We start from the raw sequence: 18,459 nt of genomic DNA on the forward strand, positions 1-18,459 counted from the left end.
TCGTCACCTGATGGGCTCGGCCGGGTGCTCCGTGGTGATGCCCATGGACTGCACGGTGGTCAGACGGGGTGTGATCCCCAGGTAGACGGGTTCGAACGGCCCGCCGTCCACGCGCAGCGGGCCGGGGCCGAAGCGCGCGAGCTGGTCGGCGGTCGGCTCGACGCGCTCGCACACGCCGACGACCTGCACCGACCACCGCTCCGCGCCCGCCGGGGCACAGCTCATGTTGTCCGCGCCGTACGCCACGACGCTGCCCGCGCACACCAGGTGATGGCCGTGGCCTCCGTGCATCCGCAGCAGGACGCGGCCGTCCGCGACGATGTGGCGGGCCGGCGCCAGGAAGGGCAGGGCGCGCACGCTGGCCGCCACCCGGCCGTGGGCGACGCGGCCGAGCAGGCCGGCGGCGATGTGGGGGTCGGTCGGCATGCCTTCCAATCTGCGGCATCCCGAGCGGGCGGGAAAAGGGGCGCCGGGCCCCCGTGGGACGGGTCGTAGGTCCCCTTTCCCGGCCGGCCGGCCCGGCTGCCCCGGCCGGCCCCGGCTCACCGCTCTCTGCCCGCCTGCATCCGGGCCACGTAGGCGGCCGCCTGCGCGCGCCGCTCCATGCCGAGCTTGGCCAGCAGGCTGGAGACGTAGTTCTTGATCGTCTTCTCCGCGAGGTGGAGCCGCTCGCCGATCACGCGGTTGGTGAGCCCCTCGCCGATCAGGTCCAGGATTCTGCGCTCCTGGTCGGTGAGCCCGGCGAGCCGCGCGTCGCCCTTGGGGCTGCCGCCGTCGCGCAGCCGCTCCAGGACGCGGGCGGTGGCCTCCGGGTCGAGCAGGGACCGGCCGGCCGCCACGTCACGGATCGCCGAGAGCAGTTCGTCACCGCGGATCGCCTTGAGCGCGTAGCCCGAGGCGCCCGCCATGATCGCGTCGAAGAGGGCCTCGTCGTCGGCGTAGGACGTCAGCATGAGGCACTTGATCGACTCGTCCGCGGAGCGGATCTCGCGGCAGACCTCGACCCCGCTGCCGTCCGGCAGCCGGACGTCCAGCACGGCCACGTCGGGGCGCGTGGCCGGAATGCGCGCCAGCGCGTCGGCCGCCGTACCGGCCTCGCCGACCACTTCGATGCCGTCCTCCATGGAGAGCAGCTCATGGACCCCCCGGCGGACCACTTCGTGGTCGTCGAGGAGAAATACCGTGATTTTTCCCTCTTCACGCACGGAGCCAGTCTCACACACGATCTTTCCGGTTGCGCCAGTCGAACCCTTCCCGTCCCCGGGGTGACCGGGATAACGTGCCGGTGTTCCGGCCCCCTGTCAGGCTGTGACCAGTGCTGTGACCAGCGACTGCTCGCGATTCCCGCGAAGTAGTGGGAAGTCCAAGTGAAAGTACTTGGAAATCCGATAAAAAATGCAGGTCAGAAGGGGTTTCACAGAAATGTGAACCACTGGGTAACGTGCTTGTTGCAGGGCGCTCGCCGGGGCACCTGTCACGCCTGTTCCCGGCCGAGGGCACCCACCCCGTGCACGGGTACGGAGAACAGGCGAGCCGCTCCCCCGGCTCTCGAAGGGCTGGGGGGACCCCAGTTCCCGGCAATCCCGGGGGCCGGACCGACGGAGGAGCACACGTGACCGTGGAGAGCACTGCCGCGCGCAAGCCGCGACGCAGCGCCGGTACCAAGCGCACCGCTGCGAAGAAGCCGCCGGGCGCCCAGCCGGACCTCGTACAGCTGCTGACCCCCGAGGGGAAGCGCGTCAAGAATGGCGAATACGACGCGTACGTAGCCGACATCACCCCCGAAGAGCTCCGCGGGCTGTACCGCGACATGGTGCTCACCCGGCGCTTCGACGCCGAGGCCACCGCCCTGCAGCGCCAGGGCGAGCTGGGCCTGTGGGCCTCGCTGCTCGGCCAGGAGGCCGCCCAGATCGGCTCGGGCCGCGCCACCCGCGAGGACGACTACGTCTTCCCGACCTACCGTGAGCACGGCGTCGCCTGGTGCCGCGGGGTCGACCCGGCCAACCTGCTCGGCATGTTCCGCGGCGTGAACAACGGCGGCTGGGACCCGAACACCAACAACTTCCACCTGTACACGATCGTCATCGGCTCGCAGACGCTGCACGCCACCGGCTACGCCATGGGCGTCGCCAAGGACGGCGCCGACTCGGCCGTGATCGCGTACTTCGGGGACGGCGCCTCCAGCCAGGGCGACGTCGCTGAATCGTTCACCTTCTCCGCGGTCTACAACGCGCCCGTCGTGTTCTTCTGCCAGAACAACCAGTGGGCCATCTCCGAGCCCACCGAGCGCCAGACCCGCGTGCCGCTCTACCAGCGCGCGCAGGGGTACGGCTTCCCGGGCGTCCGCGTCGACGGCAACGACGTCCTCGCCTGCCTCGCCGTCACGAAGTGGGCGCTGGAGCGGGCCCGCCGGGGCGAGGGGCCGACCCTCGTCGAGGCGTTCACGTACCGCATGGGCGCCCACACCACCTCCGACGACCCGACCAAGTACCGGGCCGACGAGGAGCGCGAGGCGTGGGAGGCGAAGGACCCGATCCTGCGCCTGCGCGCGTACCTGGAGGCCGCACACCACGCGGACGAGGGATTCTTCGCGGAACTCGAGACCGAGAGCGAGGCGTTGGGCAGGCGAGTGCGCGAAGTGGTCCGCGCCATGCCGGACCCGGACCGTTTCGCCATCTTCGAGAACGTGTACGCGGACGGGCACGCGCTCGTCGACGAGGAGCGGGCCCAGTTCGCGGCCTACCAGGCGTCGTTCGCCGATGAAGGGGAGGGCAAGCGATGACAGTGGAAAAGATGGCGCTGGCCAAGGCGATCAACGAATCGCTGCGCACGGCCCTCGACTCGGACCCCAAGGTCCTGATCATGGGCGAGGACGTCGGCAAGCTCGGCGGTGTGTTCCGGGTGACGGACGGCCTCCAGAAGGACTTCGGCGAGGAGCGGGTCATCGACACCCCGCTCGCCGAGTCGGGCATCGTCGGCACGGCGATCGGTCTTGCGCTGCGCGGCTACCGCCCGGTCGTGGAGATCCAGTTCGACGGCTTCGTCTTCCCGGCGTACGACCAGATCGTCACGCAGCTCGCGAAGATGCACGCGCGGGCGCTCGGCAAGATCAAGCTCCCCGTGGTCATCCGCATCCCGTACGGCGGCGGCATCGGCGCGGTCGAGCACCACTCCGAGTCCCCCGAGGCGCTCTTCGCGCACGTGGCGGGCCTGAAGGTGGTCTCCCCGTCGAACGCGGGCGACGCCTACTGGATGATGCAGCAGGCCATCCACAGCGACGACCCGGTGATCTTCTTCGAGCCGAAGCGCCGCTACTGGGACAAGTCCGAGGTGAACCGCGAGGCGATCCCCGGGCCGCTGCACAAGGCGCGCGTGGTCCGCGAGGGCGCCGATCTGACGCTGGCCGCGTACGGGCCGATGGTGAAGGTCTGCCAGGAGGCCGCGGCGGCCGCGCAGGAGGAGGGCAAGTCCCTCGAGGTGCTGGACCTGCGGTCGATGTCCCCGATCGACTTCGACTCGATCCAGGCCTCGGTCGAGAGGACCCGCCGCCTGGTCGTGGTGCACGAGGCGCCGGTGTTCCTGGGGACGGGCGCGGAGATCGCGGCCCGGATCACCGAGCGGTGCTTCTACCACCTGGAGGCGCCGGTGCTGCGGGTCGGCGGCTACCACGCCCCGTATCCGCCGGCCCGCCTGGAGGACGAGTACCTGCCGGGCCTGGACCGGGTGCTCGACGCCGTCGACCGCTCGCTTGCGTACTGAGGAGAGGGTCGTGACGACGATGACGGAGACGGCCGCGGGGCTGCGCGAGTTCAAGATGCCCGACGTGGGCGAGGGGCTGACCGAGGCGGAGATCCTCAAGTGGTACGTCCGGCCCGGTGACACGGTCACCGACGGGCAGGTGGTGTGCGAGGTCGAGACCGCCAAGGCCGCCGTCGAGCTGCCGATCCCCTACGACGGGGTGGTGCACGAGCTGTGCTTCCCCGAGGGGACGACGGTGGACGTCGGCCAGGTGATCATCTCGGTGGACGTGGGCGGCGGAGCCGCTCCGGCCGCGCCCGCCGAGGCGCCCGCGGCGGCGGCTTCCCCGGCGCAGTCCGTGGCGCAGTCCACGGTTCCTGCCGCCGGATCGGCCGACACCGCCGATGCCGCTGCCACTACCGCTGCCGAGGAGCCCGAGGCGGAGGCCCGCAAGCCGGTCCTCGTCGGGTACGGGGTCTCGGTGGCCTCCACGAAGCGACGCCCCCGCAGGGGGGTTCCGGTCCGGCAGCCGGAGGCGGCCGAGCCGGTGCAGCGCGAGCTGAACGGACACGCGGCTCCCGCGGCTCCCGCGGCCCCCGCGACCCGTCCGCTGGCCAAGCCTCCGGTGCGCAAGCTGGCCAAGGACCTCGGGGTCGACCTGGCCGCGGTCGTCCCCTCCGGCCCGGACGGGATCATCACCCGCGAGGACGTGCACGCGGCGGTGGCCCCGGCCCCCGTGGCGGAGCCCGTGGCCGCCGCGGCGCCCCCGGCTCCGGCGACGCCGGCCCCGGTGCGTACCCCCGCCGCGGCCCCGCCCGTCCCGTACGAGGGAGCGCGGGAGACCCGGGTGCCGGTCAAGGGGGTCCGCAAGGCGACGGCGGCCGCGATGGTCGGCTCGGCGTTCACGGCGCCGCACGTCACCGAGTTCGTCACGGTCGACGTGACGCGCACGATGAAGCTGGTCGAGGAGCTCAAGCAGGACAAGGACCTGCAGGGGCTGCGGGTGAACCCGCTGCTGCTGATCTCCAAGGCCCTGCTGGTCGCCATCAGGCGCAACCCGGACATCAACGCCTCGTGGGACGAGGCCAACCAGGAGATCGTGCGGAAGCACTACGTGAACCTGGGCATCGCGGCCGCCACGCCCCGCGGTCTGATCGTCCCGAACATCAAGGACGCCCACGCCAAGACGCTGCCGCAGCTCGCCGAGGCGCTGGGGGAGCTGGTGGGGACCGCCCGCGAGGGTCGCACCTCGCCGGCGGCCATGCAGGGCGGGACGGTGACCATCACCAACGTCGGGGTGTTCGGCATCGACACCGGTACGCCGATCCTCAACCCGGGCGAGTCCGCGATCCTCGCCGTCGGGTCCATCAAGCCGCAGCCGTGGGTGCACAAGGGGAAGGTCAGGCCCCGTCAGGTGACGACGCTCGCGCTGTCCTTCGACCACCGGCTGGTGGACGGGGAGCTGGGCTCCAAGGTGCTGGCGGACGTGGCGGCGGTTCTCGAACAGCCCAAGCGGTTGATCACCTGGGGGTAGCGGTCCGGCGGCTGGCCCCGCGCCCCCGAGGGCAAAAGACCGCGCCGTTCTCCGCGCCCCTTGTCAGGGGCGCGGAGAACGGCGCGGTGTTTCTCCGCTCCGCTACCGGGCGAAGCCGTAGTTCATGATCTTCTTCGCGTCCGACTCGCGCGCCGTGATGGACGTCGAGGCGAGCACGGTCCCGATGACCGTCTTCCCGTTGCGGGTGGCGGCGAAGACCAGGCAGTACTTGGCCTCCGGGCCGGAGCCGGTCTTGACGCCGATCGAGCCGCTGTAGCTGCTGAGCAGACCGTTGGTGTTGGTCCACGCCGCCATCGTGCGGGTGCCGCCGGTCTTCGTCACGGTCTTCGCCGTGTACGACTTCTTCTTCACGATCGCACGGAAGTTGGCGCTCTTCATCGCGCTGCTGGCGATCTTCGTCAGATCGCGCGGCGTGGAGTAGTTCGAGCCGTTGCCGATGCCGTCGAACGAGTCGAACTTCGTGTTCGTCAGGCCGAGGTCCCTGGCCTGCTTGTTCATCTTGCCGATGAACGACTTCACGCGGGCGGCCCGCGTCGAACCGGCACCGAACTTGTCGGCGAGCGCGTACGCGGCGTCGCAGCCGGACGGCAGCATCAGGCCGTACAGGAGCTGGCGGACGGTGACCTTGTCGCCGACGATCAGGCGGGCCGACGAGGCGTTGTTGGCGACGATGTAGTCGCTGTACGCCTTCTGGATGGTGACCTTGGTGTCCAGGTTCAGGTTGGGCTGCGACAGCACGACCTTCGCGGTCATGATCTTCGTCGTGGACCCGGTGGAGCGGCGCGTGTCCGCGGCCTTGGTGTAGAGCGATGTGCCCGTGCCGTTGTTCATCACGAAGCCGCCCTTGGCGGCGATCGTGGGAACCGTGAGGGCCTGTGCGGGTGCCGTGCTGAGAGCTCCGGAGGCGAGCACGGCTCCGGTGGTGAAGACCACTGCGGCAGCTCTGCGAACCCGTAGACCCTTGATGGCCGTTTTCAAGTCGAATACCCCGATTACGTTGAAAGCACCGAGAGAGTGCCAAATGCCCCAGGAGGACGGCCACTTCAAAGTGGCGCCTTCCCTTGAGACTCGTAGGTAGCACAGAAGGATGTATGTGAGACGAGGCGGGGTGGATCTTTTTACCTCGTCCATATCCTGGACCGCCCCTGATCATGCGTACATGTTGTATCTATGCTGTGCGCATGCCTTCAGCCCCGTCCCCCGCCGCACCCGCACCCGCACCCGCGCCCGCGTCCGGCCGTCAGGCCGGTCAACAGGTCGGCCGGCAGACCGATCAGCAGACGGACCGGCGGACCGCGAAGCAGCCGCCCGCCGCCGAGCGTGTGTACGCGCACATCAAGCGGGCCGTGCTGGAGCGCCGGTACGAGGGCGGGACGCTGCTCACGGAGGGCGAGTTGGCGGAGGCCGTCGGCGTCTCCCGGACCCCGGTGCGCGAGGCGCTGCTGAAGCTGGAGGTCGAAGGGCTGATCCGGCTCTACCCGAAGAAGGGCGCCCTGGTGCTGCCCGTCTCCGCGCAGGAGATCGCGGACGTGGTGGAGACCCGGCAGCTCGTCGAGGCGCACGCCATCCGCAAGGCGGTGCCGGCTCCGCCCGCGCTGATCGACCGCCTCACCGAACTCCTGGCCCGGCAGCAGGAGCAGGCCGCCGCCGGGGACCTCGCCGGAGCCGCCGTCACCGACCGCTGCTTCCACGCCGAGATCGTGCGCAGCGGGGGCAACGAGATCCTCTCCCGTCTCTACGACCAGCTGCGCGACCGGCAGCTGAGGATGGGCGTCGCCGTGATGCACGCCCACCCCGACCGCATCACCAAGACGCTCTCCGAGCACCAGGAGATCCTCGACGCGCTGCGCTCCGGTGACGCCGAGGCCGCGGTCGCCCTGGTGCACCGCCATGTCAGCTGGTTCTCCAACCTGGCGCGGGGGGACGTCCGATGAGCTCGTCCTCGGCGTCCTCGGCGTCCTCGTCGTCCTCGCCCACCCTGCCCGGCGATCCGCCCGGCGGCCGCAGAGCCGTCACGGTCTGGTCCGTCGGGGTCTCCGTCTACTTCGTCGCGGTCATCTTCCGTACGTCGCTGGGGGTGGCGGGACTCGACGCCGCCGACCGCTTCCACGTCAACGCCTCCGCGCTGTCGACCTTCTCGATCCTCCAGCTCCTCGTCTACGCGGGCATGCAGATACCCGTCGGCCTGATGGTCGACCGGCTGGGCACCAAGAAGGTGCTGACCCTCGGCGTCGTCCTGTTCACGATCGGACAGCTGGGCTTCGCGTTCTCGCCGACCTACGGGACGGCGCTGGCCTCGCGGGCGCTGCTCGGGTGCGGTGACGCGATGACGTTCATCAGCGTGCTGCGTCTGGGCTCGCGCTGGTTCCCGGCCCGGCGCGGACCGATGGTCGCGCAGCTCGCGGGCCTGGTGGGCATGGCGGGCAACCTCGTCTCGACGCTCGTCATAGCCCGGCTGCTGCACGGCGTCGGCTGGACGGCGGCGTTCGCGGGGAGTTCGGTCGCCGGTGTCGTCGTCCTCGTCCTGATGCTGGTGTTCCTCAAGGACCACCCCGAGGGGCACGAGCCGGAGCCCTTCCCGCACCGGGGAGCCGCGTACGTGCGCCGCCAGATCGCGGCGTCCTGGCGGGAGCCCGGGACCCGGCTCGGACTGTGGGTGCACTTCACGACCCAGTTCCCGGCGATGGTGTTCCTGCTGCTGTGGGGACTGCCGTTCCTCGTCGAGGCCCAGGGCCTGTCCCGGGCGACGGCCGGCGAACTCCTCACGCTCGTCGTGCTCTCCAACATGCTCGTCGGCCTGGTGTACGGGCAGATCGTCGCCCGGCACCACGCGGCGCGGCTGCCGCTGGCGCTCGGCACGGTCCTGTCGACGGCCGTCGTGTGGGCCGCCACGCTCGCGTACCCCGCCGAGCACGCGCCGATGTGGCTGCTGGTGGTGCTGTGCGCGGTCCTCGGGGCGTGCGGACCCGCGTCGATGATCGGGTTCGACTTCGCACGGCCCGCCAATCCGCCCGAGCGGCAGGGGACCGCCTCCGGCATCACCAACATGGGCGGGTTCGTCGCGTCCATGACGACACTGTTCGCGGTGGGGGTGCTGCTGGACGCCACCGGGGGGAGCTACACGGTCGCCTTCTCGGCGGTGTTCGTCCTGCAGGCCCTCGGACTGAGCCAGATCCTGCGGCTGCGCAAGCAGGCGGCCCGGCGGGAGCGGGAGCGGTTGGTCGCGAGCCGGGTGGAGACGGTGCATGTGCCCGCGTAGGCGGGTGGGGGCACGGGGGCGGGTCCGCCCCCGCCGCCCCGGACACCGGACGGGCTGAGGCCGGAAACTACGGCGTCACCGTGAAGTTCCTCAAGATCGCCGCTGTCAGTTCCGGATCGCCCTCCGTCTTCAGGCGGTCCGAGACCGCCTCCGGGGTCACCCGGCCGCAGGCCAGGCGGAAGTAGGTCTCCCAGTCGAGGGCGAGCGTGGCGGCCGGGCCGAGGGACGGGGCACCGTCTATCGAACCGACACCGTCGGCGTCGACGCGGACCGTGCGCAGGAACTCGACCGGTCCGTGCACGTCGAAGACGACCGCCGAGTTGGCCGGCGCGCCCGCGTCCTTGGCGACGACCTTGGGGAGCCTGCTGAGCAGCACGTCACGGGTGATGTACGCACCCGGGGAGTCGAGGTTGCCCGGCCGGCCCAGGGTGGTGCGCAGGTCCTGTTCGTGCACCCAGAGGTCGAACGCCCGGTTGCGCATGGACTCCTCGAGGGTGACCTCGGTGCCGAGCGGGCCGCGCACCAGCGTGCCGGGCTGCCGCGACTCGTTGCGCAGCTGGCGGTTGCGGCGGATGACCGTGTACTCCAGCTCGGAGGTCATCTCCGGAGCGGTGTGGTGGCGGCGGACGTCGACCTGCATCTCCATGTACCGCTGGTGCTCGTTCGTCACGTGGTACAGGTCGCGGGGGAGCGTGTGGATCGGCCGGGGGTCGCCCAGCGCCTCGCAGTCGAGGCCGATCACATGGGAGACGAGGTCGCGCACCGACCAGCCCGGGCATGGAGTCCGCCGGTTCCATTCCCCCTCCACCAGCGGCGACACCAGTTCGGATATCGCGTCGATAGAATGGGTCCAGGCGTCGGCGTAGGACTGAAGGCTCGGATGCAGACTCACGGAAACGGGACCCCTCGGGCGATTCGGGCGCGGGCAGTGCACAGGGAGCGGGTGTCTTGGGACGCTAAGTTACGCTGCTGTGAGGCACCCCGGCAGTGCTTTCGTGTGACGATCGTAGGCCCGTATCAAAGGCTCGAATGCCAGGACGGTGGTAGTGTGCGCGCCTCTCTCCTCCAGATCGCCGTGGACGACGCCGAACCGGTCGACTCCCGCAGGCGGCGCGTCGCCTCGCTGGTGAGCCGGCAGAGCGGGTCCGACCTGGTGATCCTGCCCGAGCTGTGGACCACCGGTGCCTTCGCCTACGAGTCGTTCGGCGCCGAGGCCGAGCCGCTCGAAGGGCCCACGTACGAGGCGATGGCCAAGGCGGCGAGCGATGCGGGCGTGTGGCTGCACGCCGGTTCGATCCCCGAACGGGCTGCCTCCGGCGACGGCGCCGGCGGCGATGCGGGGGCGCTCTACAACACCTCCCTCGTCTTCTCCCCCTCCGGTGAACTCGTCGCCTCGTACCGGAAGATCCACCGGTTCGGGTTCGACAAGGGTGAGGCCGTGCTGATGGGGGCCGGGTCCGAGCTGGTGACCGTGGCCCTGCCCGGGACCACGCTCGGGCTGGCCACCTGTTACGACCTCCGCTTCCCCGAGCTCTTCCGCGGACTCGTCGACGCGGGGGCGCAGACGTTCGTCGTCCCGGCGGGCTGGCCCGCGCGGCGGCGGTCGCACTGGACGCTGCTCGCCCGGGCCCGGGCCGTCGAGGATCAGGCGTTCGTGCTGGCCTGCGGGACGGGCGGGGAGCATGCGGGGGTGCCGCAGGCGGGGCACTCCGTCGTGGTGGATCCGTGGGGGGAGGTCCTCGCCGAGGCGGGGGACGGTGAGGAGGTCCTCACCGTGGAGTTCGATCCCGCGAAGGTGGGGGTCACGCGGGAGCAGTTCCCGGCGCTGAAGGACCGGCTGATGGGGGTTGCGGCGCCGCGCGGGTGACCTGCCTCCGGTTTTCGCCCCGCCCCCGCCTCCGCCTCCGCCCCTGCCGCCCCTGTCCTTCCCGTCACTGCGCGGGGGCGCTGCCCCCGGACCCCCGGTCCTCAAGCGCCGGCCGGGCCGAGGATGTCGCGGCCGAGCCGCGAATCTCTCGGCCCGGCCGGGGGCGGGGATCCCTCAGTCGGACTCCCTCTCCTTCTCCGCCAGGTGGATGACGCACACCGCCACCGCGATCAGCAGTGCCGGGTCCGCGTCCTCCCGTACGATCTCGACGCCGTACGTCTCCCTCACCCGCAGCCAGCGGCGCGAGATGTGGGCCAGCATCTGCCCGTCGTACTCGACGACGAACTCCCGGTCGAGGATCTTGCCGCTGACATCCAGCTCGGTGCCGTCGGCGAGCGCGACGCGGTAGTGGTTGCGCAGCAGCGACAGCCGCTTCCTGCGGATGGTCGCCAGCGGCTCGCCGTCCCGCTCGACGGCCATCGTGTCCCGCAGCGCGAGCATCTTCTTGTGGATGTCGATCAGCACCCGCCCCTGCGGATCCTTCAGCTCGAAGGTGTCCCGCAGCCGCATCGCCTTGCCGTCGACGAGGAAGGCCTTGCGGCCCTGCTCGTCCTCGATCCAGTAGTCGTCACCGATACCCAGGATCCGGTCGCGTACGAGGAATTTCATACCTTTGGTGCTTCCCCGGCGACAGGCCCGAAACGCCGCCGATAGGCCGACGGGCTGAGTCCGGTCTCGCGCCGCAGCCGTGTCCGCAGGTTGGCGGCGGTGCCGAGGCCGCTGTGCCGGGCCACGACGTCCAGGCGTTCCTCGCCGCGCTCGATGAGCCGGCAGGCCAGCGCCACCCGTTCGCCGGTCAGCCAGGCCAGCGGGGTGGTACCGAGCTGGGCGCGGAAGCGGCGGTGCAGCGTGGCCGGGCTGACCGCCGCGCGGGTCGCCAGGTCGGCGACCGTCAGGGGGTCGCCGATCCGCTCCGCGGCCCAGGCGAGCAGCGGTGCCAGCGACTCGTCGGGTACGTCGGGCACGGGCCGTTCGACGAACTGCCGCTGCCCACCGTCACGGTGGGCGGCGAAGACGAGCCGCCGGGACACGGCGTTCGCGATCTCGGCGCCGTGGTCGCGCCGCACGATGTGCAGGCCGAGATCGAGCGCGGCCGCGCTGCCGGCCGCGGTCAGCACGTCACCCTCGTCGACGAAGAGGACGTCCGGCTCCAGGAGGACCTTCGGATGGAGCTCCCGGAAGAGGCCGGCCCAGCGCCAGTGCGTGGTGGCCCGGCGGCCGTCCAGGATCCCGGCCTCGGCGAGCGCGAAGCTGCCGGTGCACAGGCTCACCACGCGGGCGCCCCGCGCGTGGGTGCGTCGGATCACGTCGAGCACGGCCTCGCCGCGCGGCACGACGTTGTCGGGGCGGCCGGGCACGACGAGCGTGTCCGCCCCGTCCGCCGCGTCGAGGCCGGGCACCCCGCTCAGCGTGAAGAAGCCGTGGTTCATCCGGATCTCGGGGGCGGGTGTGCACAGCGTCAGTTCGTACAGCGGCGCCGGGAGGCCGAGTTCGGGGCGGGGCAGTCCGAACAGCTCGGTCGCGACGCCGACTTCGAAGGGGTTGGTGCCCTCGTCGACGACGACGGCGACGCGGTGCGAGGATCCGTGCGGCATGTGCGATTTCTAGCACTCGTCCACGCGTCCGTCACGCCCCACGATGAGTCCATGACCAAGCAAAGGCCCACCGCAGACCGGCCCACCGCAGACCGACCGGCCGCCGACCGGCCCGTCGTCCTCGCCGACGCCCTCGACTCCTTCACCGAGCTGTGGAGTCCTCGTATCGTCGCGTCCGTCAACGACTACGACGTCCGGCTCGCCAAGGTGCGAGGTGAGCACGTCTGGCACACCCATGACCACACCGACGAGTTCTTCCTGGTCGTGGAGGGCGAGCTGCTCATCGCCCTGCGCGAGCCGGCCGGTGAGCGCACGGTCACACTCGCCCGGGGGTCGCTCTTCACGGTGCCGCGCGGTGTCGAGCACAGGCCGTCCGCCCCGTCGGGCGCGGCGATCCTGGTCTTCGAACCCACCGGGACGCTGTCCGTCGGCGACCGGCACGAAGAGGTTCCGGACCACGTGGACGTCACCACGGGGCACCCGCTCACCTGACGGCCGGCGGTCCCCGGTACGTGTGCCCGTCAGGCGCCGTAGCCGTCGTTGTAACCGGTGGAGTTGGGGTGCCGCGTGTCGTCGACCACCTGCGTGCTCTGCTGCGGCACCACGACCCTGCGCCGCCTGGCGATGCTGCTGAACGTCGCCACGCCGATCAGTCCGACGACCATGAAGATGACGCCGACCAGGTCGAGGTTGACCCCCTGCATGTCCCAGTCGGTCGCGAACGTGAGGATCGCCCCTACGGCGATCAGAATGATGCACCCGCCCAGACCCATGGGTGTCGCCTCCTGTTGCGCACGGTGTCGTGCCGGGCCCGGGGACCGTATGCCCCCGGGTGCGTCACGAGTACCCGGAACCCGGTCCTCCATGCAGCGGCGGATCCGTCCGCGCCCTACCGGGGCGGACGGTGGATCAGGAGGACGCCGGGCCAACTAGCCCTCCAGGAACGCCACCAGAGAGTTCGCCAGGAGGAACGGGTCGTCCGCGCCGCACAGTTCGCGGACGCTGTGCATCGACAGGATGGCCACGCCGATGTCGACCGTCCTGATGCCGTGGCGGGCCGCGGTGATGGGCCCGATGGTGGTGCCGCACGGCATGGAGTTGTTGGAGACGAACGTCTGGAAGGGCACGCCGGCCTTCTCGCAGGCCGCGGCGAAGACCGCGCGGCCCGAACCGTCGGTGGCGTAGCGGTTGTTGACGTTGACCTTCAGGATCGGGCCCTGGCCGGCGCGCGGGTGGTGCGTCGGGTCGTGCCGCTCCGCGTAGTTGGGGTGCACGGCGTGACCGGTGTCCGAGGAGAGGCAGACCGTGCCGGCGAAAGCGCGCGCCCGGTCCTCGAACGACCCTCCGCGGGCATAGACCGAACGTTCCAGCACGCTGCCGAGCAGCGGGCCGTCCGCCCCCGTGTCGGACTGCGAACCGTTCTCCTCGTGGTCGAACGCCGCGAGGACCGGGATGTACGGCAGGGGTTCCTCGGCGGTCGCCACGGCGGCCAGGGCCGCCGTACCGGCGTGCACGGACAGCAGGTTGTCCATCCGCGGGCCCGCGACCAGGTCCTTGTCGCGGCCCAGGTAGGAGGGCGGTTCGATGGGGTGGACCATCAGGTCCCAGCCGGTGGTCTCGCCCTCGGCGATGCCGGCCTCCTGCTCGACGAAGCGGATCAGATCGCCGTCGCGCACGTCGTCGCCCAGGCCCCAGACGGGCTGCAGGTGCCGCTGCTTGTCGAGCTTGAGGCCCTCGGCGGTGACGGAGCGGTCCAGGTGGATGGCGAGCTGCGGCACCCGCAGCAGCGCGCGGTCGATGTTCACGAGCCGCGTCGAGCCGTCCCGCAGCGACAGCCGGCCGGCCAGGCCCAGGTCCCGGTCCAGCCAGGAGTTGAGCAGCGGGCCGCCGTAGATCTCGACGGCGACCTGTCTGAAGCCGTGGCCGCCGCTGTCGGGGCGCGGCTTCACCCGCAGGTTGGGGGAGTCGGTGTGCGCCCCGACGATGCGGAAGGCGGTGTGCGGTTCGGTGCCCTCCGGCACGTACCAGGCCACGATCGCGCCGCCGCGCAGCACGTACTTCCCGCCGGTGGTCCCGTCCCATGCGTCGGTCTCCGCGACCTGGCGGAAACCGGCCTTCTCCAGCCGCTCGGCGGCGTTCGCCACCGCGTGGTACGGGGACGGACTCGCCGCCAGGAAGGACATGAGGTCGTCGGTGTGGCCGCGGTCGAAGCGTGGGGGTGTGCGCATGGGTTCACCTTAACGACGTACGAGGGCCCGCTCCCGGGGATGGGAACGGGCCCTGGTGAGGGGTCTGTACAGACGGCTCCGCCGGGGAGGGGCGGGGATGCGGCCCTGCCCGGCGGGCCCGCGTTCCCGGGTGCGGGTCGCGCGTGGCCGGTCGCGCGGTTCCCCGCGCCCCTGAGGAAGGGCGGGGGCTGCGCCCCGCCTTTCTTCTTCAGCCTGTCCGGGACCCCCGGAGGGTGGGCATCCGGTCAGAACGCCGCTTCGTCCAGCTCCATCAGGTCCAGCTCCACGGACTCGGCGAGCTTGCGGGCGCCGGTGACGCCCGGCAGGACGTTGGCGGCGAAGAACCGGGCCGCCGCGATCTTGCCGGTGTAGAAGGCCCTGTCCTTGGCGGACGCCGTCTCCAGTTTCTCGGCGGCCACGGCCGCGCCCTTCAGGAGCAGGTAGCCGACGACGACGTCACCGGAGGCCATCAGCAGGCGGGTGGTGTTCAGCCCGACCTTGTAGATGTTCTTCACGTCCTGCTCGGTCGCCGCGAGGTCGGTGAGCATCAGGCCGACGATGGCCTCCAGCTCGACGGCCGCCTTGGCGAGGTGGTCACGGGCGCCGGACAGCTCCTCGCCGCCCGTGCCGAGCGCCAGGAACTTCTTGATGTCCTCGGCGAGCGAGTTCAGCGCCGCGCCCTGGTTGCGGACGATCTTCCGGAAGAAGAAGTCCTGGCCCTGGATCGCGGTCGTGCCCTCGTACAGGGTGTCGATCTTCGCGTCCCGGATGTACTGCTCGACCGGGTACTCCTGGAGGAACCCGGAGCCGCCGTACGTCTGCAGCGACTGGGCGAGCTGCTCGTAGCCCTTCTCGGAGCCGTAGCCCTTCACGATCGGCAGGAGCAGGTCGTTCATGGCCTCCAGGGCGGAGGCGTCCGCGCCCTCGGCCTCCTTGACCTGGATCTCGTCCTGGATCGCGGCGGTGTGCAGCACCAGCGCGCGCATGCCCTCCGCGTACGCCTTCTGCGTCATCAGCGAGCGGCGTACGTCCGGGTGGTGCGTGATGGTGACCTTGGGCGCGGTCTTGTCCATGAACTGCGCGAGGTCGGGGCCCTGGACGCGCTCCTTGGCGTACTCCAGCGCGTTCAGGTAGCCCGTCGAGAGCGTGGAGATCGCCTTCGTGCCGACCATCATGCGGGCGAACTCGATGATGCGGAACATCTGGCGGATGCCGTCGTGCTTGTCGCCGATGAGCCAGCCCCTGGCGGGGTGGCGGTCGCCGAACGTCATCTCGCAGGTGTTGGACGCCTTGATGCCCATCTTGTGCTCGACGTTCGTGGCGTACACGCCGTTGCGCTCGCCCAGCTCGCCGGTCTCGAAGTCGAACTCGAACTTCGGGACGAGGAAGAGGGACAGGCCCTTGGTGCCGGGTCCTGCGCCCTCGGGGCGGGCGAGCACGTAGTGGAGGATGTTCTCCGACATGTCGTGCTCACCGGACGTGATGAACCGCTTCACGCCCTCGATGTGCCAGGAGCCGTCCTCCTGCTGGACCGCCTTGGTGCGGCCGGCGCCGACGTCCGAGCCGGCGTCCGGCTCGGTGAGCACCATGGTGGAGCCCCACTGCCGGTCGACGGCGATCTTCGCGATGTGCTTCTGGACCTCGTTGCCCTCGTCGAAGAGGATGCCCGCGAACGCGGGGCCCGAGGAGTACATCCAGACCGCCGGGTTCGCGCCGAGCACCAGCTCCGCGTACGCCCAGATCAGGGAGCGGGGCGCGGTGGTGCCGCCGATCTCCTCGGGCAGGCCCAGCCGCCAGTACTCGGAGTCCATGAAGGCCTGGTAGGACTTCTTGAAGGACGCCGGCACGGGCGCGGTGTTCGTCTCCGGGTCGAAGACCGGGGGGGTGCGGTCGGCCTCCGCGAAGGACTCCGCCAGCTCGTTCTCCGAGAGGCGGGTCAGCTCTTCGAGGATGCTCCTGGCGGTCTCGGTGTCCATCTCCGCGAACGGGCCGGTGCCGTACAGCTTGTCGCGCCCGAGCACCTCGAAGAGGTTGAACTCGATGTCGCGGAGATTCGACTTGTAGTGCCCCATGGCGACGGCTCCGTTAAGGGATCGGGGAGGTGGTGGTTCCTCGTACCTGGTTTATGTACCAACTAGTAGCTACGATGATGCTACCCGTCGGTAATAAGAAGCAACCCCTGTTTGCCCAAGTGTGAGCAGGCTCCACCTTCGGGCGCGAGACGACGGGTCCGCCACCTGTTCGAGGAAAACGGGCATGGACGGCCCTGGGCCCCCGTGCCCTCGGTAGTCTTGCCGCATGTACGGCTACGACCAGAACGTGGGACCGGGGCAGCAGCAGTACGCGCAGCCCCAGCCACCGCCGCAGCAGCAGATGCCCGGCGGGGTCGGCGGGTACGGGCAGCAGGCGCCGCTCTACCCCGAGCCGTCGCCGCCGTCGCTCGCGGACGCGGTGCGCGCGTTCACCACGGGGTCGCTGACCCCCGAGGACTTCCAGCAGGTCTTCGCCACGTCCAAGGTCTACTGCCCGCGCGGCGACAACCCGGGGTTCCTGGCGCTGCACAACACCCAGCAGCCCGTGATCCCGATGTTCACCTCGCTCAAGGAGCTGCGCCGGTACGCCGGCAAGGAGTCCAAGTACTTCGTGATCACCGGGGCCGAGGTGATCGACCTGCTGCCCACCGGTTACGGCTTCGTCCTCGACATGGAGGGTGAGCACCGCATCGTCTTCGACGCGAAGGCGGTCGAGCAGATGGTGGACTTCGCGATGCGCCGCATGTACGGCTGAGGTCCGTCCCGACGGGTCCCCCCGAGCGGGGCGGCCCGGGCGGCCCGGGTGCGTGGTGCGCCGCGGGCCGGCGGGGGCCGGTCGCGCAGTTTCCCGCGCCCCCGAAAGACCGCCCCACGCCACGTGCCCGCGCCCGAGGGGCGCGGGGCACTGCGCGACGGGCCATGACCAGGCCGCAGCCGCACGACAACCCCGCCCCGCCCCCACCCATGACGCCCGGAGGGAATTCCCTCCGGGCGTTCCGTGTTCCGGGTGGCAGAAAGTTCTACATTCAACTAAACTCGAAGCACAAGGAGGTACCGACATGCCTGCAGTGACCGTCGAGAACCCGCTGAGCCTGCCCCGTGTGGCGGCGTCGGCCGAGTCCGTGGCCCGCCCCGTGCTCACGGTGACCACCGCGCCGAGCGGCTTCGAGGGCGAGGGCTTCCCGGTCCGCCGCGCCTTCGCCGGGATCAACTACCGCCACCTCGACCCGTTCATCATGATGGACCAGATGGGTGAGGTGGAGTACGCGCCGGGCGAGCCCAAGGGCACCCCCTGGCACCCGCACCGCGGCTTCGAGACCGTGACCTACATCATCGACGGCGTCTTCGACCACAAGGACTCCAACGGCGGCGGCGGCACCATCACCAACGGCGACACCCAGTGGATGACGGCGGGCTCGGGCCTGCTGCACATCGAGGCCCCGCCGGAGTCGCTCGTCATGTCGGGCGGTCTCTTCCACGGGCTCCAGCTGTGGGTGAACCTGCCGGCCAAGGACAAGATGATGGCCCCGCGCTACCAGGACATCCGCGGCGGTTCGGTCCAGCTGCTCTCCACCCCCGACGGCGGCGCGCTCCTGCGGGTCATCGCCGGCGAGCTGGACGGTCACGAGGGCCCCGGCATCACGCACACGCCGATCACCATGGTCCACGCGACCGTGGCGCCCGGCGCCGAGCTCACGCTCCCGTGGCGCGAGGACTTCAACGCCCTCGCGTACGTGATGGCGGGCAAGGGCTCGGTCGGCGCGGAGCGCCGTCCGGTCCACACCGGCCAGACGACCGTCTTCGGCGCGGGCTCCTCGCTGACCGTCCGCGCGGACGAGAAGCAGGACGCGAACACCCCGGACCTCGAGGTCGTCATCCTGGGCGGACAGCCGATCCGTGAGCCGATGGCGCACTACGGCCCGTTCGTGATGAACACCCGCGACGAGCTGCAGCAGGCCTTCGAGGACTTCCAGAAGGGGCGCCTCGGTACGGTCCCGGCCGTGCACGGCATGTCGGAGGGCGGGCTCTAGGCCCCGTCGCTCACCAGGTGGGCCCCCGTCCGAACCGGACGGGGGCCCGCCCCGTTCCGGCCCCGTGCGTTCCGGCCTCCGTTCGGTCTTCCGG

The 18,459-nt window shown here is 70.7% G+C and carries 18 protein-coding genes; 9 read left to right on the forward strand and 9 right to left on the reverse strand.

The annotated features are described in order from the left end of the window. Positions 1 to 3 precede the first annotated feature (3 nt). Both QFZ75_RS19880 and QFZ75_RS19885 read right to left on the reverse strand, forming a co-directional pair. Positions 4 to 426, reverse strand: a complete 423-nt coding sequence (locus tag QFZ75_RS19880; protein WP_307538755.1) for a pyridoxamine 5'-phosphate oxidase family protein — start codon at positions 424 to 426, stop codon at positions 4 to 6. Between the two features lie 116 nt (positions 427 to 542). Then, entirely contained in the window at positions 543 to 1,205 is a 663-nt protein-coding gene (locus tag QFZ75_RS19885; RefSeq protein ID WP_307538756.1) for a response regulator transcription factor, read from the reverse strand. Between the two features lie 407 nt (positions 1,206 to 1,612). Here QFZ75_RS19885 and pdhA point away from each other — a divergent pair, with 407 nt between their 5' ends. From pdhA to QFZ75_RS19900, 3 genes are read left to right on the forward strand one after another with little or no spacing between them, the layout of a single operon-like run. Beyond that, positions 1,613 to 2,782 (forward strand): pyruvate dehydrogenase (acetyl-transferring) E1 component subunit alpha, encoded by a 1,170-nt coding sequence (gene pdhA / locus QFZ75_RS19890; protein WP_307538758.1) that lies wholly within the window; start codon positions 1,613 to 1,615, stop codon positions 2,780 to 2,782. Continuing rightward, entirely contained in the window at positions 2,779 to 3,759 is a 981-nt protein-coding gene (locus QFZ75_RS19895; protein WP_307538760.1) for an alpha-ketoacid dehydrogenase subunit beta, read from the forward strand. Before pdhA ends, QFZ75_RS19895 begins: the two co-directional genes overlap by 4 nt. A gap of 10 nt (positions 3,760 to 3,769) precedes the next feature. Then, the gene (locus QFZ75_RS19900; protein WP_307538762.1) at positions 3,770 to 5,272 is read left to right on the forward strand and encodes a dihydrolipoamide acetyltransferase family protein; all 1,503 of its coding nucleotides are present in this window, start codon (positions 3,770 to 3,772) and stop codon (positions 5,270 to 5,272) included. Positions 5,273 to 5,374: 102 nt separating this feature from the next. Here the strand turns inward: QFZ75_RS19900 and QFZ75_RS19905 are convergent, their stop codons facing one another. Next, positions 5,375 to 6,271, reverse strand: a complete 897-nt coding sequence (locus QFZ75_RS19905) for a D-alanyl-D-alanine carboxypeptidase family protein (RefSeq protein ID WP_307538764.1) — start codon at positions 6,269 to 6,271, stop codon at positions 5,375 to 5,377. Between the two features lie 203 nt (positions 6,272 to 6,474). Here QFZ75_RS19905 and QFZ75_RS19910 point away from each other — a divergent pair, with 203 nt between their 5' ends. Then, positions 6,475 to 7,227 (forward strand): GntR family transcriptional regulator, encoded by a 753-nt coding sequence (locus tag QFZ75_RS19910; protein WP_373465901.1) that lies wholly within the window; start codon positions 6,475 to 6,477, stop codon positions 7,225 to 7,227. Further along, positions 7,224 to 8,552: a nitrate/nitrite transporter gene (locus QFZ75_RS19915; protein WP_307538768.1), complete on the forward strand. Its 1,329-nt coding sequence runs from the start codon at positions 7,224 to 7,226 to the stop codon at positions 8,550 to 8,552. Before QFZ75_RS19910 ends, QFZ75_RS19915 begins: the two co-directional genes overlap by 4 nt. 67 nt (positions 8,553 to 8,619) lie before the next feature. Here QFZ75_RS19915 and QFZ75_RS19920 read toward each other — a convergent pair whose 3' ends face one another. Further along, the gene (locus tag QFZ75_RS19920) at positions 8,620 to 9,444 is read right to left on the reverse strand and encodes a maleylpyruvate isomerase family mycothiol-dependent enzyme (RefSeq protein ID WP_307538770.1); all 825 of its coding nucleotides are present in this window, start codon (positions 9,442 to 9,444) and stop codon (positions 8,620 to 8,622) included. A 156-nt stretch (positions 9,445 to 9,600) separates the two neighbouring features. Between QFZ75_RS19920 and QFZ75_RS19925 the strand changes: the two genes are divergently transcribed. Next, on the forward strand, positions 9,601 to 10,419 hold the full coding sequence (locus tag QFZ75_RS19925; protein ID WP_307538772.1) for a carbon-nitrogen family hydrolase: 819 nt from the start codon (positions 9,601 to 9,603) through the stop codon (positions 10,417 to 10,419). A gap of 174 nt (positions 10,420 to 10,593) precedes the next feature. Here QFZ75_RS19925 and QFZ75_RS19930 read toward each other — a convergent pair whose 3' ends face one another. Together QFZ75_RS19930 and QFZ75_RS19935 are read right to left on the reverse strand one after the other, a co-directional pair. Then, entirely contained in the window at positions 10,594 to 11,088 is a 495-nt protein-coding gene (locus QFZ75_RS19930) for an LURP-one-related/scramblase family protein (protein WP_307538774.1), read from the reverse strand. Then, a complete protein-coding gene (locus tag QFZ75_RS19935) occupies positions 11,085 to 12,074 on the reverse strand; it encodes a GlxA family transcriptional regulator (protein ID WP_307538776.1) in 990 nt (329 codons plus the stop codon). Before QFZ75_RS19935 ends, QFZ75_RS19930 begins: the two co-directional genes overlap by 4 nt. Before the next feature lie 51 nt (positions 12,075 to 12,125). On the opposite strand from QFZ75_RS19935, the gene QFZ75_RS19940 reads away from it, so the two are divergent. After that, positions 12,126 to 12,566: a cupin domain-containing protein gene (locus QFZ75_RS19940; RefSeq protein WP_307538778.1), complete on the forward strand. Its 441-nt coding sequence runs from the start codon at positions 12,126 to 12,128 to the stop codon at positions 12,564 to 12,566. Between the two features lie 29 nt (positions 12,567 to 12,595). On the opposite strand, the gene QFZ75_RS19945 is transcribed toward QFZ75_RS19940, so the two are convergent. The 3 genes from QFZ75_RS19945 to QFZ75_RS19955 all read right to left on the reverse strand — a co-directional run bounded on the left by QFZ75_RS19945 (position 12,596) and on the right by QFZ75_RS19955 (position 16,374). Continuing rightward, on the reverse strand, positions 12,596 to 12,847 hold the full coding sequence (locus QFZ75_RS19945) for a DUF6458 family protein (RefSeq protein WP_307538779.1): 252 nt from the start codon (positions 12,845 to 12,847) through the stop codon (positions 12,596 to 12,598). Between the two features lie 156 nt (positions 12,848 to 13,003). Continuing rightward, positions 13,004 to 14,302, reverse strand: coding sequence for a M18 family aminopeptidase (locus QFZ75_RS19950; protein ID WP_307538781.1), 1,299 nt, complete (start codon positions 14,300 to 14,302; stop codon positions 13,004 to 13,006). A gap of 245 nt (positions 14,303 to 14,547) precedes the next feature. Next, positions 14,548 to 16,374, reverse strand: coding sequence for an acyl-CoA dehydrogenase (locus tag QFZ75_RS19955; RefSeq protein ID WP_307538783.1), 1,827 nt, complete (start codon positions 16,372 to 16,374; stop codon positions 14,548 to 14,550). 226 nt (positions 16,375 to 16,600) lie between these two features. Between QFZ75_RS19955 and QFZ75_RS19960 the strand changes: the two genes are divergently transcribed. Continuing rightward, the gene (locus QFZ75_RS19960) at positions 16,601 to 17,089 is read left to right on the forward strand and encodes an SseB family protein (protein ID WP_307538785.1); all 489 of its coding nucleotides are present in this window, start codon (positions 16,601 to 16,603) and stop codon (positions 17,087 to 17,089) included. Between the two features lie 304 nt (positions 17,090 to 17,393). Then, a complete protein-coding gene (locus tag QFZ75_RS19965) occupies positions 17,394 to 18,365 on the forward strand; it encodes a pirin family protein (RefSeq protein ID WP_307538787.1) in 972 nt (323 codons plus the stop codon). The last annotated feature ends 94 nt before the right edge of the window (positions 18,366 to 18,459 follow it).

The organism is Streptomyces sp. V3I8, assembly GCF_030817535.1.
Taxonomy (GTDB): Bacteria; Actinomycetota; Actinomycetes; order Streptomycetales; family Streptomycetaceae; genus Streptomyces.

Excerpts from the sequence above, each read along its gene's own strand:
- QFZ75_RS19940 (WP_307538778.1), top strand. The coding sequence starts at position 12,126 with ATGACCAAGCAAAGGCCCACCGCAGACCGGCCCACCGCAGACCGACCG.
- QFZ75_RS19915 (WP_307538768.1), top strand. The coding sequence starts at position 7,224 with ATGAGCTCGTCCTCGGCGTCCTCGGCGTCCTCGTCGTCCTCGCCCACC.
- QFZ75_RS19965 (WP_307538787.1), top strand. The coding sequence starts at position 17,394 with ATGCCTGCAGTGACCGTCGAGAACCCGCTGAGCCTGCCCCGTGTGGCG.
- QFZ75_RS19935 (WP_307538776.1), bottom strand. The coding sequence starts at position 12,074 with ATGCCGCACGGATCCTCGCACCGCGTCGCCGTCGTCGTCGACGAGGGC.
- QFZ75_RS19930 (WP_307538774.1), bottom strand. The coding sequence starts at position 11,088 with ATGAAATTCCTCGTACGCGACCGGATCCTGGGTATCGGTGACGACTAC.
- QFZ75_RS19945 (WP_307538779.1), bottom strand. The coding sequence starts at position 12,847 with ATGGGTCTGGGCGGGTGCATCATTCTGATCGCCGTAGGGGCGATCCTC.
- QFZ75_RS19955 (WP_307538783.1), bottom strand. The coding sequence starts at position 16,374 with ATGGGGCACTACAAGTCGAATCTCCGCGACATCGAGTTCAACCTCTTC.
- QFZ75_RS19960 (WP_307538785.1), top strand. The coding sequence starts at position 16,601 with ATGTACGGCTACGACCAGAACGTGGGACCGGGGCAGCAGCAGTACGCG.
- QFZ75_RS19910 (WP_373465901.1), top strand. The coding sequence starts at position 6,475 with ATGCCTTCAGCCCCGTCCCCCGCCGCACCCGCACCCGCACCCGCGCCC.
- QFZ75_RS19895 (WP_307538760.1), top strand. The coding sequence starts at position 2,779 with ATGACAGTGGAAAAGATGGCGCTGGCCAAGGCGATCAACGAATCGCTG.
- QFZ75_RS19880 (WP_307538755.1), bottom strand. The coding sequence starts at position 426 with ATGCCGACCGACCCCCACATCGCCGCCGGCCTGCTCGGCCGCGTCGCC.
- QFZ75_RS19950 (WP_307538781.1), bottom strand. The coding sequence starts at position 14,302 with ATGCGCACACCCCCACGCTTCGACCGCGGCCACACCGACGACCTCATG.